This is a genomic window from Flavobacteriales bacterium, assembly GCA_026129465.1.
Taxonomy (GTDB): domain Bacteria; phylum Bacteroidota; class Bacteroidia; order Flavobacteriales_F; family PHOS-HE28; genus PHOS-HE28.
On sequence record JAHCIA010000001.1, the window covers coordinates 2,451,183 to 2,464,354 of the forward strand.

The 13,172-nt window shown below is 62.1% G+C and carries 12 protein-coding genes; 5 read left to right on the forward strand and 7 right to left on the reverse strand.

The features are described from left to right. The first annotated feature begins 17 nt into the window (after nt 1-17). The gene (locus KIT10_10545; GenBank protein MCW5899698.1) at nt 18-1,010 is read left to right on the forward strand and encodes an acyl-CoA--6-aminopenicillanic acid acyltransferase; all 993 of its coding nucleotides are present in this window, start codon (nt 18-20) and stop codon (nt 1,008-1,010) included. 68 nt (nt 1,011-1,078) lie between these two features. On the opposite strand, the gene KIT10_10550 is transcribed toward KIT10_10545, so the two are convergent. Then, nucleotides 1,079-1,519 (reverse strand): hypothetical protein, encoded by a 441-nt coding sequence (locus KIT10_10550; GenBank protein ID MCW5899699.1) that lies wholly within the window; start codon nt 1,517-1,519, stop codon nt 1,079-1,081. 142 nt (nt 1,520-1,661) lie between these two features. Between KIT10_10550 and KIT10_10555 the strand changes: the two genes are divergently transcribed. Together KIT10_10555 and KIT10_10560 are read left to right on the forward strand one after the other, a co-directional pair. Further along, on the forward strand, nt 1,662-4,721 hold the full coding sequence (locus KIT10_10555) for a hypothetical protein (protein MCW5899700.1): 3,060 nt from the start codon (nt 1,662-1,664) through the stop codon (nt 4,719-4,721). 49 nt (nt 4,722-4,770) lie between these two features. Next, nucleotides 4,771-5,406: a response regulator transcription factor gene (locus tag KIT10_10560; protein ID MCW5899701.1), complete on the forward strand. Its 636-nt coding sequence runs from the start codon at nt 4,771-4,773 to the stop codon at nt 5,404-5,406. Between the two features lie 42 nt (nt 5,407-5,448). On the opposite strand, the gene KIT10_10565 is transcribed toward KIT10_10560, so the two are convergent. From KIT10_10565 to KIT10_10580, 4 genes are read right to left on the reverse strand one after another with little or no spacing between them, the layout of a single operon-like run. Then, complete coding sequence (locus KIT10_10565; protein ID MCW5899702.1) at nt 5,449-6,606, reverse strand: serine hydrolase; 1,158 nt, start codon at nt 6,604-6,606, stop codon at nt 5,449-5,451. A 23-nt stretch (nt 6,607-6,629) separates the two neighbouring features. Next, entirely contained in the window at nt 6,630-7,331 is a 702-nt protein-coding gene (gene lipB / locus KIT10_10570; protein ID MCW5899703.1) for a lipoyl(octanoyl) transferase LipB, read from the reverse strand. A gap of 58 nt (nt 7,332-7,389) precedes the next feature. Then, entirely contained in the window at nt 7,390-7,773 is a 384-nt protein-coding gene (locus KIT10_10575; protein MCW5899704.1) for a GxxExxY protein, read from the reverse strand. Between the two features lie 46 nt (nt 7,774-7,819). After that, a complete protein-coding gene (locus tag KIT10_10580; GenBank protein MCW5899705.1) occupies nt 7,820-8,806 on the reverse strand; it encodes a bifunctional phosphoglucose/phosphomannose isomerase in 987 nt (328 codons plus the stop codon). Nucleotides 8,807-8,906: 100 nt separating this feature from the next. Here KIT10_10580 and lysS point away from each other — a divergent pair, with 100 nt between their 5' ends. Continuing rightward, complete coding sequence (gene lysS / locus KIT10_10585; GenBank protein MCW5899706.1) at nt 8,907-10,421, forward strand: lysine--tRNA ligase; 1,515 nt, start codon at nt 8,907-8,909, stop codon at nt 10,419-10,421. Nucleotides 10,422-10,466: 45 nt separating this feature from the next. Beyond that, nucleotides 10,467-10,865: a GxxExxY protein gene (locus KIT10_10590; GenBank protein MCW5899707.1), complete on the forward strand. Its 399-nt coding sequence runs from the start codon at nt 10,467-10,469 to the stop codon at nt 10,863-10,865. A 47-nt stretch (nt 10,866-10,912) separates the two neighbouring features. On the opposite strand, the gene KIT10_10595 is transcribed toward KIT10_10590, so the two are convergent. Together KIT10_10595 and KIT10_10600 are read right to left on the reverse strand one after the other, a co-directional pair. Then, nucleotides 10,913-12,760 (reverse strand): peptidylprolyl isomerase, encoded by a 1,848-nt coding sequence (locus tag KIT10_10595; protein ID MCW5899708.1) that lies wholly within the window; start codon nt 12,758-12,760, stop codon nt 10,913-10,915. 66 nt (nt 12,761-12,826) lie between these two features. Further along, complete coding sequence (locus KIT10_10600) at nt 12,827-13,051, reverse strand: DUF1232 domain-containing protein (GenBank protein MCW5899709.1); 225 nt, start codon at nt 13,049-13,051, stop codon at nt 12,827-12,829. Between the last annotated feature and the right edge of the window lie 121 nt (nt 13,052-13,172).

Consider the following 13,172-nt stretch of genomic DNA (forward strand, 5'->3'; position numbering starts at 1 on the left):
CGACCTTAGGGCTTAGCATGTTCGTCCAACTAAAGCTCATCCACGAACCAAAGCCCAGCGAACGCTGGCAGCGCTTCTGGCACCGGGTGTGGCCCTTGTACAAGCACTGGTTCCTGGGCGAGGGCATCGAGGCACGCGCGGGCTACACCACCAGCCTCAGCATGCTGCAGGAGCACATGCCCGAACTGCTTCCCACCTATGAGCGCCTCTGCGAACTGGCCGGCGGCGGCGATCTGGAAGCACGTTTCCTGAGCATGTGGAACCCGCCGCCATACATGGCCGGTTGCTCGCAGGCCGCCTGGGTGCGCGGCAACCCCACGCTGGTGCGCAACTACGACTACGACCCGCGCTTCTTCGACGGCCGCATGCGCCACACCGAATGGCTGAGGCCCGTGATCGGCATCCAGGACAGCGCCTGGGGCATCCTCGATGGCATGAACGCCGACGGATTGGGCGCCGCGCTGGCCTTCGGGGGCCGCAAGGTGAGCGGCGAGGGCTTCGGCATCCCGCTGGTGGTGCGCTATGTGTTGGAGACCTGCGGCACCGTGGCCGAAGCGGTGGCGGCGATCACACGCATCCCCGTGCACATGAGCTACAACGTGCTGCTGCTGGACAAGAGCGGCCGCTACGCCGTGGTGTATGTGAATCCTGACCGACCCGCACGCGTAGTGGAGCGCCCCGTATGCACCAACCACCAGGACCAGGTGGAGTGGGACGAGTACGCCGCCTTCACACAGACCGTGTACCGCCGCGACTATCTGGAGGAGTGTCTGCTGGACGAGAACATCGACCGGGCACAACTGCTGAAGCGCTTCCTGCGTCCGCCCCTCTACCACCAGCAGTACCTGCGCGGCTTCGGCACACTCTATTCGGTGAGCTACGACCTGGCCCAGGGCCGATTCAAGGTCTTCTGGCCCGGCAAGCAGGTGGAGGGCGGCTTCAAGAAGTTCGAAGAGCAGTTGGTGCAGGTGACGCTGCTGCGGCCCGTGGGGCGGTACATGGCGAAGTGAGGACAGGCACACACGAAACAAGGGGCCTCCAAGGCCCCTTGCTTCATGCGGATGATATGCGGGAAGATCTACCGGATCCGTGCGATCTCGCGTTTGCTCGCGACCATATAGCTCCGGTACTCGTCGCGGACCTCCTTGAACTTCTCCACGGTGCCGAAGTGCGCAATTGCAGCCTGGCGCCCTTTTACATTATCGGGGCGCACCTCCCAGTTCATGTCCTCGATGCCGCCTTCCATCTTCCAAACGATCATCACATCCCATTCGCCGGTGCTCATGCGCAGCCTCAGCACAGGCTGCGGCGTGCCCGCCTTTTCGTTGATCTTGTCCATATCGTCCCAGATCTGCTGGATCCGTGCCATTTTTCCAGCTTGGAATTTGATGTGAACGACACTGTGCCATTGGGGGTTGTCCAGGCGTTTGGCTTCAAGAACATCCTGGGCCAGGACGTTGGTGGACATTGACAGCCCGATGAACAGGGCTACTGCGAGGTAGAGGATCGTGTATTTCATGGTATGGTGTGGTTGGATGTTTCCTGTCGCGGTCCAAACCAACGCACATCACGGGCGCCCATCAAGTACTACAATTAATACCGGCTCTGCTGAAAGCGTGGTATCGTATGCTTGTGGGGCCTTTTGCTGAACAAGCTCTTCCATGCGTCATCTGCTCCTGACCAGCCTGCTCATCCCAACGCACTGGTGCGGTGCACAAGGCATGGTGAAAGACCGCGAACTGGTGGTGTCGGTGCGCGCGTTCGGTGTTCCGGATGGCCTGCTTCATCGTCATGTTTGGCAGGTGGTGGAAGACCGGGATGGGTTCATCTGGATGGCCACATCGGGAGGCGCGCAACGTTTCGATGGGAACGTCTTCACCAGCTGGACCACCGCCGAAGGGCTTACCACCAATGCCATCGCGGCCATCTGGCCCGATGCCAAGGGCAACTTCTGGTTGATCTCCCAGGGGCTCTCGGAGATGGGCACGGTGAACTCGATCGACATTCTGCACCCCCGCACCGGCGCGGTCCGCACTTTCGCGCAGCACTTCGGGGCCGATGTCCAGCTCCAGGCCAATGAGATCTGCGGAAAGGCCATCGTCCTTGATGACAGCACCTTGGTGATGGGCGCAGCGGGGCGCTTGATCTTCTACGACAAGTCCGGTTTCCGCGAGCTGCCCGTCGCGGTGGATGGCATCCTCAGGCCGCTGATGATGGATCGGCAGGGGGCGGTCTGGTGCATGCGCTTCTTGCCCGGTGGACCCTACCTGGACCTGGTGAAGGTGGATCCCACGGGCAGGGTGGAGCGGGATCCGTCATCACCGTTCCGCACGGGCATCATTGGCGATGTGCAGGGCTGCGACATGCGCACCAAGGACCACGGCTTCTACTTCGTGGCCGAGCAAGAGAACAAGAGCATCCATGAGTTCTGGATACCCCCCCAGGGACAGGTACGGCGCATGACCACGCGTCTGCCTGATGAGGCCATCGACCGGTTGTGGAAGCCATTGTTGATGCCACTTGGCAACGACCGCTGGCTGGTGGGTAACAGTGTTCGACAGATGCGGCCCGGTGACGACCCGTTGGCGGCACCGTTGCTACAGGGACTGGGCCCGCAATTGCCACTGGACCATGATGGCCCCATGCGGGCTTGGATGGACCAGCGCGGCAACATCTGGATCTGCGGTCAACTTGGCCTCTGGCAGTTACGCATCCGGGAAACGCGCTTCCAACGATGGCTTCAGAACCATGCCGGCAGGATCTCCGAGAGGAACAGCATCCGGGGAATGGCACTGATCGGCGACAGCTTGTTCGTGAATACGGAGAAGAACGGGCTCTGGCGCTTGGATAGCCGCAGTGGCGATGCCGTATGTCTCGAGGACGGCAGTGGGTCGCTGCGCTATGGGTTGGCTTCCGATGGGCGTGGCGGCCTGTACGGCAGTTCGGGAAATGGACTGTACCACTGGAAGGACGGCAGGCTGCGCGGCACAGTGAGCACACCTTACAACATGGTGTGGAACATCCTGCCTCTGGAGGATGGCCGCCTGCTGTTGGGCACCCTCTTGGGTCTGGCTTGGAGCGATACAACACTCGGGCATTACTCCCCCATCCCTCCTGCGGTACACGGCATGCCCGAAAGTTCACCAGTGAACCATTTGTGCAGGGATCCTCAAGGAAAAATCTGGGCGAGCACCACCACGGGGCTGTTTGAACTCGATGCCGAAGGAGCACCCCTGGCCCGCTGGTGGATCGGCAGCACCACCAACCCGCTTCCAGCCGATATGTTCCACCATGTGTTCACCGACGATGACGGGATCATGTGGCTGGCCACCGCTTCCCACGGTCTGCTCCGATGGGATCGTGTTAGCGGGTCGGTGCGTGCCATCACCATGCGCGATGGCCTGCCCAGCAACGGCATTTATGCCACCTACGCCGACACACGCGGGAACCTCTGGCTGCCCACGGACAACGGCATTGCGCGCTATGTCCCCAACTCCGGACAGGTCGCGATCTTCAATGAGGAAGACGGCATCGCACACCACGAATTCAACAGGCTTGCCCACCTGCAGGGTCCCGATGGCATGCTGTATTTCGGTGGCCTTGATGGGATCACGGTCTTTCATCCGGACAGTCTGTTGGAACGTACGGGCCGTGGCCATGCGCCCTTCGTCATCGCCAGCGTGCAGCAGTTCATCGGCGCACGGGACAAGCTGGAGGACCGCAGTTCCGAAGTGATCGGCAATGGTACCATCACCCTGCTGCCGAACGACCGCTTCTTCACCCTGCGCATGGCACTGCTGAGCTACGAAGAACCCGGGAACATCCTCTACGGTTGGCGCGTCGATGGCATCGATCAGGATTGGAATCTGCAGCGGGAACCCACGATCCGCTTCGCATCGCTGCCCTATGGAGAACATGTGCTCCGCCTGCGAGCCAAGGGTGCCGATGGGGTTTGGAACCCGAAGGAACTGTCACTGCTGGTCCGGATGGTTCGTCCATGGTATTTGCGCTGGTGGGCTTTTGCGTTGATGGCAGTGCTCATTTTTGCTTCGGTCTACGGCCTTTTCCGCTATCGGCTGGCACGCGTGCGGGCCATGGTGCGCATGCGCGACCGCATCGCGCTGGACCTCCACGACGAGGTGGGCAGCACCCTCAGCAGTGTGGCGCTCTTCAGCACCGTGGTGAACCGCAGGGCAGCGGACCGCAGCCCGGAGGAGGGCGCCATGCTCCGCCGCATCGCGGAGAACAGCGCACAGGCCATGGAGAGCATGAACGACATCGTGTGGAGCGTGAACTCGCGCTACGACGACCTGGGCGATGTGCTGGACCGCATGCAGCAATATGCAGGGCCGCTGGCCGAAGCACAGGACTGGGACCTGCACATCACCATGAGCGACGAACTGCGCAGCATGAAGCTGGGCATGAACGAGCGGAAGAACCTCTACCTGGTGTTCAAGGAGGCGGTGAACAACGCCGCCAAATACGCACGCTGCGATCGCATGAACATCTCGGTGGCCCGCAAGGGGGATCTCATCGAGCTTTCGGTGGCGGACAATGGCGTGGGACTGGAGGTGGGGTCCAACGGCGGCAGCGGGTTGGGCGGCAATGGCCTGCGCAGCATGGAACAACGGGCTGCGGACATCCGGGGCATATTGGAGGTACTTAGCGCGCCGGGCCAGGGCACCACCATCACCTTGCGTTTCAGGCCCCAGCGGGGGTAGTAATTGTAGTCATTGGCAAAGGCGCTTCCGGGTGTGTTCCTTTGAAGGGATGATACGCGTGGCCCTTTTTGATGACAACCGCGAGCAGCGTGATGCCCTGTGCGCACTGCTGGACGATGTGGACGCCACCACCTGTGCTGGTGCCTTCGCCGATGCGCGCAACGCCGTGGCCGATGTGGAGGCCTGCCTCCCCGATGTGGTGTTGATGGACATCGACATGCCCGGTATCAACGGCATACAAGCCACCGCCGAGCTACGCCAGAAGTTCACCGACCTGCGCGTCATCATGCTCACGGTGATCGAGGACGACGACCGCATCTTCGCCGCCATCCGCGCCGGTGCCGATGGCTACTTCCTTAAACAGACCGCACCACTGAAGTTGATCGACGGCATCGCCGAGGCCATGGAGGGTGGCGCACCCATGAGCCCCGGTGTGGCGCGTCGCGTACTGGGCATGGTACACGGCCCCGATCGCGAAAAGGAAGCGGAGAAATTCCAACTCACCGAACGCGAACACGAGATACTGGGCTTGCTTGTGAAAGGCTGGACCTACAAGCGCATCGCCGCCGAACTGGGCATCGCTTTCCCTACGGTGAACAAGCATGTGGGCCATGTGTACGTGAAGCTGCGCGTGAAGAGCGTGGGCGAGGCCGTGGCACTGGCCGTGCGTAGGGGGTTGGCCTAAGGGCACATTAGCAGAGATCCCGAACAGCCTCTAAGGGCGCATTCAAGAGGCTTTCGACGATGCCAATACCCGCGCGATGGCGACCCACTCGAACACGTCCGTGGGGTGCCCCGTGGCATGTACCTCCTCACGCTTCATGCCCATGCGCACCAGCACCAATCGCTCATGCGGTACCACCACCACATACTGGCCGTGGAAGCCGCGTGCGTACCAGATGGGTTCGCCGTCCAGTTCGGCCAACCACCAGTAATAGCCATAGCGTCGGTTGGGGCCGTCCTTGTCCATGATCGCTGCCGGGGTGATCGAAGCCTGCCAGTATTCGAGCGGCACGATCTGGCGTCCGTTCCAGCGGCCGCTGTCGAGGTACAACTGGCCCAGCCGGGCGAAGTCGCGCGCCGTGGCATAGAGGCAGCAGAAGTGCTTGAGGTCGCCATCCGGGCGGTCCTTGCCCCAGTAGGCGGTGTGCTCGGCCTGCAGCGGGGCCCAGATCTTCTCGCGAACCAGTCGGTCCAGGTCGCGTCCATAGGCGGCTTCGAGCACTTCGCCCATGATCTGCGTGCTGCCGCTGATGTACTCGAAGCGCTTGCCGGGCGCTTCCGTGCAGGGGAGCGACATGCTCAGCTCGCGCACGTTGCGACCGTAGTAGCCTTTGGCGTTCTCACCGAAAGGGTTGGGCTTCTCGTTCCAGTCCAATCCAGTGCTCATGGTCAGCAGGTGCCACAGGTTGATCTTCGCCCTGCAGCCCTCCTTGAACTCCGGCAGAAAATCACCCACCGGCTGGAATACGCTTTGGATCACCCCTTCGTCCATGGCCATGCCCACCAGGATGCTCACATAGCTTTTCGCGATGCTGAAGGCGTTCATGGTGCTGTCCTCCGCCCAGCCGTCGAAGTAACGCTCAAAGAGCAGGCTGTCGTGATGCACCACCACGAAAGCCGCGCTGTACAACGCTTTCAAGCGATCCTCCTGTGCGGCGTCCAGATCGACCCCCCCATACCGTACGCTCTTCGGCCAGGGCCGTGGCGCATCCGCGGGGATCGTCGCATACGGGAAGAAGCTGCGGTCGTCGATCTCCGGTGCGTCACGGCCGATCAGATAGGTGTACCGCAACCCGCGGAACAGGTGCGCGTTGCCGGTGAGGTGGACCAGCGCGAAGAAGGCCAGCACGATGGCGGCGAGCCAGAGAAATATCCTGCGCATGCGGTGGCGAAGCTATTCGTGCGTCACACCATCTCCACATCGAACAGATCCGCCAGCTCCAGCTTCAACCGCTCCTTCACCGTTTCGATGTCCACCAACCCACCAAGCTCTTTCGCCATGCACGTAACGCCCTTGTCGGCGATGCCGCAGGGTACGATGTGCTCGAAGTAGCGCAGGTCGGTGTTCACGTTGAAGGCGAAGCCGTGCATGGTGACCCAGCGGCTGGCCCGGATGCCGAAGGCGCAGATCTTCCGGGCCTTGAAGGGGTCGGTCCAGTCCAGCCACACGCCGGTGAGGCCCTCGATGCGTCCGGCCTTGATGCCGTAGGCTTCCAGCGTACCGATCACCGCTTCTTCCAAGGTGCGCAGGAAGCGGTGGATGTCCGTGAAGTGGTGGTCCAGGTCGAAGATGGGGTAGCCCACGATCTGCCCAGGCCCATGGTAGGTGATGTCGCCGCCGCGATCGATCGGGAAGAACTGAACGCCCTGTTCGCGCAGGCCCTCTTCGTTCAGCAGCAGGTGGCTCTGCTTGCCGCTCTTGCCCAGGGTGTACACGTGCGGGTGCTCGCAGAAGAGGAGATGGTCGTCAGTGGTCAGTTGTTCGTTGTCAGGCCGCGAGCGGTTGGCGATCTTCCGGTCGATGGTCTCCTTGAAGAGGCGCGTCTGCAGGTCCCACGCGGTGGCGTAGTCGATGAGGCCGAGGTCGTGGAAGTGGACTTGTCTCATTTTCACCGCAGAGACGCGGGGGCGCAAAGTTCGCGGAGGAGCGCAACAGACCTGCGGATCATTCGCTCAAGCCGTTGACCACACGTCGCAGGCCACTCCTCAGCAGAGCCTCATTGAAGTTGATGAGCAACCCCGGCTTGCATCCGGTGAGCTTCAGGTAGGTGAGCAGTTGTGCCATGTGGTTGTCGTGCAGCGCATCGACGGCCTTGACCTCGATGATCACCAAGCCTTCCACGATGATGTCCAAACGCAACGTGACCCCGAGGTCCTTTCCGCGAAAGGAGACCGGCACGGGGACCTGCTGCTCCACGCGCAGGCCCATGTCGAGAAGTACCTGGACGAGACAGAGCTCATAAACACCTTCGAGCAGTCCGGGCCCAAGCTCCCGATGTACCTCGATCGCTGCTTGGATGATAATGGAGCTGAGTTCGTTGTGCGTCATCTCCCTGCGCCCTCAGCGTCTCCGCGACTCTGCGGTGAACACCCCCTCACTTCACCTCCGCCAACTTCCCCTTCAGCATGTTGATCACCGCGATCTCGCTGGGGTCCACGCCCTTTTTCTGTGCCCAATAGAGGCTCACCCAGTCGCCCAGGTTGATCAGGTACAACTGCCGCGCGAAGGCCGTGTCGCCCTTGCTCCACACCTCGTGGATGTGCGGCGTGTACCGCGCGAAGACCTCCTTGTTGATCTCCACGCGCATCTGCGTGCGTTCGTGGTCGGTCTTGTGGCGGAAGATCAGCACGGCGATGTCGTCCCTGCCACCGGCCCAGCCCACCAGTTCGTTGTGGTTCATCTCGGGGATGGCGTGGTGCCAGCAGAGCTCCTTGCTGTTCTCATTCACCTGCTGGCGGAAACGGATGCTCACGGCCTCGGTGTTGGCCTCGCTGTAGATCACCAGCCGCTTGCCCACGAGATTTTCGGTGAGTTCCTGTGCGGCCTTCTTGATGTCCTCCTTGTCGTCGGCCAGCATGCCCGCGGCGGTCTTGATCGCGCCCTCGAAGCCATCGCCTATGATGCCGAAGTGGTGCAGCAGGTAGAACTGTTGCACCAGCGAGTAGGCCAGCATGGTGCGGGGCGGGTTGCCGCCGGGGATCACGATGTGGTCCAGCCCTTTCGCCTTGGCCATCTCCAGCATGGTGCCACCGCTGGTCACCACGCACACCCGGGCGCCTTTGCCGATGGCCTGTTCCATGGCGGCGATGGTCTCTTCCGTATTGCCGCTGTAGCTGCAGGCGATCACCAGGCTCTTGTGGTTCACATAGCCCGGCAGGTAGTAGTTGTTGTACACCTCGATGGGGCACTTGGCCTCCTTGTGCACCAGCTGTGCGGCGATGCGCCCGCCGATGCCGCTTCCGCCCAGGCCGGTGACCACCACGTTGCTGTATGGCCCGCCGGGGGCTTTCAAGGTGGCCTTGCGGCCGATCTCCAGGGCTTCCTTGAGTTGTTTGGGGAAGGCGTCGATGAGGTTGTACATGCGGGCGTTGTGATATGCGGGGACGAAATTAGGGGCCTTCCTACGCGCCCTGTCCTGGCGGTGTTGCCGGTATCTTCGCGGGCCATTTTCTTCATCCCCTATGTCCCACGCCCTTTCCGACCAGGAGATCGTCCGCCGCGAAGCCCTCCAGAAGCTCCGCGACCTCGGTATCGAACCCTTTCCCGCCGCTGAATTCAAGGTGACCGCCACCGCGCAGGAGGTGAAGGGCCTGTTCAAGGAGGAGGGTGAGCCCGCCCGGGTGACCCTCGCCGGCCGCCTGATGAGCGTGCGCCTGATGGGCAAGGCCAGCTTCGCCGTGCTGCGCGACCACGCCGGCGACCAGCAGATCTACATCGCCCGCGACAGCATCTGCCCCGGCGAGGACAAGACCCTGTACGACGAGGTGTGGAAGCACCTGCTGCACCTGGGGGACTTCATCGGCGTGGAGGGCTTCGTGTTCAAGACCCGCACCGGCGAGATCACCGTGCATGTGGAGCAGTTCACTGTGCTGAGCAAGGCCCTGCGCCCGCTGCCCGTGGTGAAGACCGACGATGAGGGCAACGTGCACGATGCCTTCACCGACCCCGAGCAGCGCTACCGCATGCGCTACGTGGACCTGGTGGTGAACCAGCAGGTGAAGGAGACCTTCCTGAAGCGCACCCGGATCTTCGATTCCATGCGCGGCGCCTTCCAAGAGGCTGGCTACTTGGAAGTGGACACGCCCGTGCTGCAGGCCATACCCGGTGGTGCGGCGGCGCGGCCCTTCGTTACGCACCACAACGCGCTGGACGTGCCCTTCTACCTGCGCATCGCCAACGAGCTCTACCTGAAGCGCCTGATCGTGGGCGGCTTCGATGGCGTGTTCGAGTTCAGCCGCAACTTCCGCAACGAGGGCATGGACCGCACCCACAACCCGGAGTTCACCGTGATGGAGCTGTACGTGGCCTACAAGGACTACCGCTGGATGATGGACTTCATCGAAGGCGTGTTCCGGCGGGTGGCCAAGCTGACCAATGGAGACACCAAAGCGACCTTTCAAGGCAAGGAGATCGATTTTGGACAACCTTTCCGGCGTATCACTATGGTGGGCAGCATCGAGGAGAAGATCGGCCTCAACGTGCTGGACATGGAGGAGGAAGACATCCGGGCCTTGTGCCTGAAGCACGGCATTGAAGTGGCGCCCAGCATGGGCAAGGGCAAGCTGATCGACGAGCTGTTCAGTGAACTGGTGCAGCCGGAGTTGATCCAGCCCACCTTCGTCACCGACTTCCCGCTGGAGATGAGCCCGCTGTGCAAGAAGCACCGCGAGGATCCGCGCCTCACCGAGCGCTTCGAGCTCTTCGTGGCCGGCTTCGAGGTGGCCAACGCCTACAGCGAACTGAACGACCCCATCGATCAACGCGAACGTTTCGAGGAGCAACTGAAGCTGATGGAGCGCGGCGACGACGAGGCCATGTTCATCGACCAGGATTTCCTACGCGCGTTGGAGTACGGCATGCCACCGACCAGCGGCATCGGCATTGGCATGGATCGTTTGGTGATGCTGCTGACCGACAACCCTGCCATACAGGAGGTGCTGTTGTTCCCGCAAATGAGGCCGGAGAAATTCGAATAAGGAGACCACAGAGGCACAGGGACACGGAGAACACTGGGATCAGGTATGGCCAGGGCTGAACTGAATATGCTCACCTCCAATGTATTGGCGGCGGCCATAGAGGTGCACAAGGAATTGGGGTCTGGGCTCTTGGAGTCCATTTACGAACACTGCCTTGCACAAGATCTCCAGGACCGTGGGCTGGACATCCAGGGGCAGGTCATTGTACCTGTGCGCTATAAAGGCAAGCCAGTGGGACCATCCATGAAGTTGGACTTGCTCGTGGAGCAAAGGGTCATCATCGAAGTGAAGGCCGTCGAATGCCTCCATGAAGCACATCGCGCCCAACTGCTGACGTATTTGAAGCTCACCGGATGCAAGCCGGGGTTGCTCTTGAACTTCAATGAGGCATTGATGAAAGAGGGCGTCATTCGCGTGGTGAACGGAGATCTTGATGCCCCTTAATGGTCCTTTCCCTCCGTGCCCCTGTGCCTCCGTGGTGTAGCCCTCATTCACTCCACCCGCTCCACCTTCTCCATCACATCTCCCACCTGCAGCCGCCACACCACATCCATGCCCTCCACCACCTCAGCGAAGCGTGTGTAGCGGCCATCGAGGTGCGGAGTGGCGCTGTGGGTGATGAAGAACTGGCAGCTTTCAGTATCCCTTCCTGCTGAGGCAAGACCAACGGAACCAGCGGTGAATGGCTTGCGGCCGATCTCCGTGCGCAGCGTCCAGGGCATGCCGCCGTAGCCATCACCGCGCGGACAGCCACCCTGCACCACGAAGTTGGGCACCATGCGGTGGAAGGCCTTGCCGTCATAGTAGCCAGCGCTGACCAGCGAGTCGAAAGCCAGGCTGCTGCCGGGGCAATCGTTGACATCGGTGGCGAGGATGATGGTGCCCTTTGATGTGGTGATCCGGTAGCGTTGGCCTTGGGGGAGGGCGCGCAGCTTGGCGGGGTCGATGGGGTGGTTGAAGGTTGGTGCCGCATGCTTCGGCGGCGGAAGCCCATCGCGCTTGGCGGCTACTTGATCGAGCAGCAGACGTGCCTCCAGATCGCGGATGGGCAGCAGTGGGGCGCGCGCTTGTTGCTCCGCGGCCGCATCGAGCATCTGGCGGATGGCTTCCGCATCGAATTCCAGCAGCAACTCCGCAGCGGCACTTATCAGGCCCGCATCGCCCGTGGTCATGGCCGTGCGCACCACTTCGCCCAACTGGGCATATTGCGCCTCCACGCTAGCGAATCGGGCGGTGGCCATGAAGTCGCGCACTTCCTGCACCAGGGCTTGGAACACGGCCTGGCGAACAGCGGCATGCTCGTCCGCTTTCAACATCACCCATAGGTCGGGCCGCTCATCCGGCGTACGGTCGTTCACCACCACACGGATCCATTCCGCGTAGGCATAGGGCGCGTTCCGTGCATCGGGAATGGCACCCTTGTATGGATGTTCCGAGCGCAGCCCGTGACGGTTCAGCAACCCATACCACGGAATGAAGAGCATGGCATCCTCCGGATCGACCGCAGTGTTCATGAGCAGTTCGGCAGCGAGCGGCCCATCCAACCTGCCCAATTCTTCCAAGGCCGCATGGCGCACCACAGGATCGGCATCGACCAGGGCCGCCAAAAGCGGTGCCTCCTCACGCGGCCGCCACATGGATGTGAAGGCCCGCATCGCGTTGATCCGCAAGGGCTGCGGCATTTTCACATCCATACAGCGCAGGACAAGACCCTTCGCCTGCTCGCTGCGCATGACCCCCATCCCGCGTACCAGCATCGCCTTCACCTCCACCTCCTGTTCGGCCTCCACCAAGGCGATGTGGTCCGCCTCCATGGCCAGGCGCGCGCTGTCCGGCAAGCGCCGCAACGCATCCGCCGCGCGTACCCGGTCCTGCGCACTGCTGCTTTGCAGAAAGTAGATGATCGCCGCCGGGTCCTTCAGCATCCCGCTGCGCTGCATGGCCAGGAAGGAAGCACTGAGGTAGGCGCGCTGCACGGCGCTGTCCCTTTCGGTCATCGCCTCTTTCGCCATGCGCTCAATGGTGAGACTGTCGGCCACGAAGCCCAACGCATACAAGGCGGTGGAGCGCACGTTCGCGAACTCATCGCGCAGCACCTCCAGCAGGCATGGGATGGCCAGGGTGTCCTGCACACTTGCGAAGGCCAGGGCCGCCGCCTCGCGCACCTCGGCGGCTTCGTGCTTCAGAAGCGCGCACAACGCCCCGGTGTCGCGGTGTTCCTGGGCCTCCAGCACGGGCCACAAGCGTTCATCGGCCCAGCGGTTGGAAGCGGCTTCGGGTGTTCCGTTGGTACAGGACCCGAGGGTGAACAGCAGCGCGATCGGCAGGGTCCTGCGCATGGCGAGGTAGGTGGGGGTGGTAAAGATGGTGAGGGTGGAGGTTGCCTCCCTTACCATCTTCCCCCTTCACCCCGCCTTCCCGAAATCCACCGCCCGGTATCGCGTGAACATGCGCGTGAAGTCCCAACCATGATAGCGCAACGCTCCCAGCAATACCATGGTGGCCGTGGCCTCGTCCAAGTTGCCCAGCAACGGAATGTTGTCCGGCAGGAACTCGAACACGCCGAAGCCAGGGTTGAGCAGGTAGAATAAGGACAGCAGGCCGGCGAAGGTGACGAGCAGGGGCTTCATGGAGCAATGGTCTATGGTCGCTGATGCGGGATGGATGGATAACGGAGGCCAGATGATGAAAGTGCGAGGGTGCCAATGCGGGTTGACCGGTCCCCGCGCATGCTGGCACCATCCACCGAGG

What these genes read in the sequence shown, in the direction of transcription:
- KIT10_10545 (MCW5899698.1), top strand. Translation starts at nt 18, where the DNA reads ATGTTCGTCCAACTAAAGCTCATCCACGAACCAAAGCCCAGCGAACGC.
- KIT10_10550 (MCW5899699.1), bottom strand. Translation starts at nt 1,519, where the DNA reads ATGAAATACACGATCCTCTACCTCGCAGTAGCCCTGTTCATCGGGCTG.
- KIT10_10555 (MCW5899700.1), top strand. Translation starts at nt 1,662, where the DNA reads ATGCGTCATCTGCTCCTGACCAGCCTGCTCATCCCAACGCACTGGTGC.
- KIT10_10560 (MCW5899701.1), top strand. Translation starts at nt 4,771, where the DNA reads ATGATACGCGTGGCCCTTTTTGATGACAACCGCGAGCAGCGTGATGCC.
- KIT10_10565 (MCW5899702.1), bottom strand. Translation starts at nt 6,606, where the DNA reads ATGCGCAGGATATTTCTCTGGCTCGCCGCCATCGTGCTGGCCTTCTTC.
- lipB (MCW5899703.1), bottom strand. Translation starts at nt 7,331, where the DNA reads ATGAGACAAGTCCACTTCCACGACCTCGGCCTCATCGACTACGCCACC.
- KIT10_10575 (MCW5899704.1), bottom strand. Translation starts at nt 7,773, where the DNA reads ATGACGCACAACGAACTCAGCTCCATTATCATCCAAGCAGCGATCGAG.
- KIT10_10580 (MCW5899705.1), bottom strand. Translation starts at nt 8,806, where the DNA reads ATGTACAACCTCATCGACGCCTTCCCCAAACAACTCAAGGAAGCCCTG.
- lysS (MCW5899706.1), top strand. Translation starts at nt 8,907, where the DNA reads ATGTCCCACGCCCTTTCCGACCAGGAGATCGTCCGCCGCGAAGCCCTC.
- KIT10_10590 (MCW5899707.1), top strand. Translation starts at nt 10,467, where the DNA reads ATGGCCAGGGCTGAACTGAATATGCTCACCTCCAATGTATTGGCGGCG.
- KIT10_10595 (MCW5899708.1), bottom strand. Translation starts at nt 12,760, where the DNA reads ATGCGCAGGACCCTGCCGATCGCGCTGCTGTTCACCCTCGGGTCCTGT.
- KIT10_10600 (MCW5899709.1), bottom strand. Translation starts at nt 13,051, where the DNA reads ATGAAGCCCCTGCTCGTCACCTTCGCCGGCCTGCTGTCCTTATTCTAC.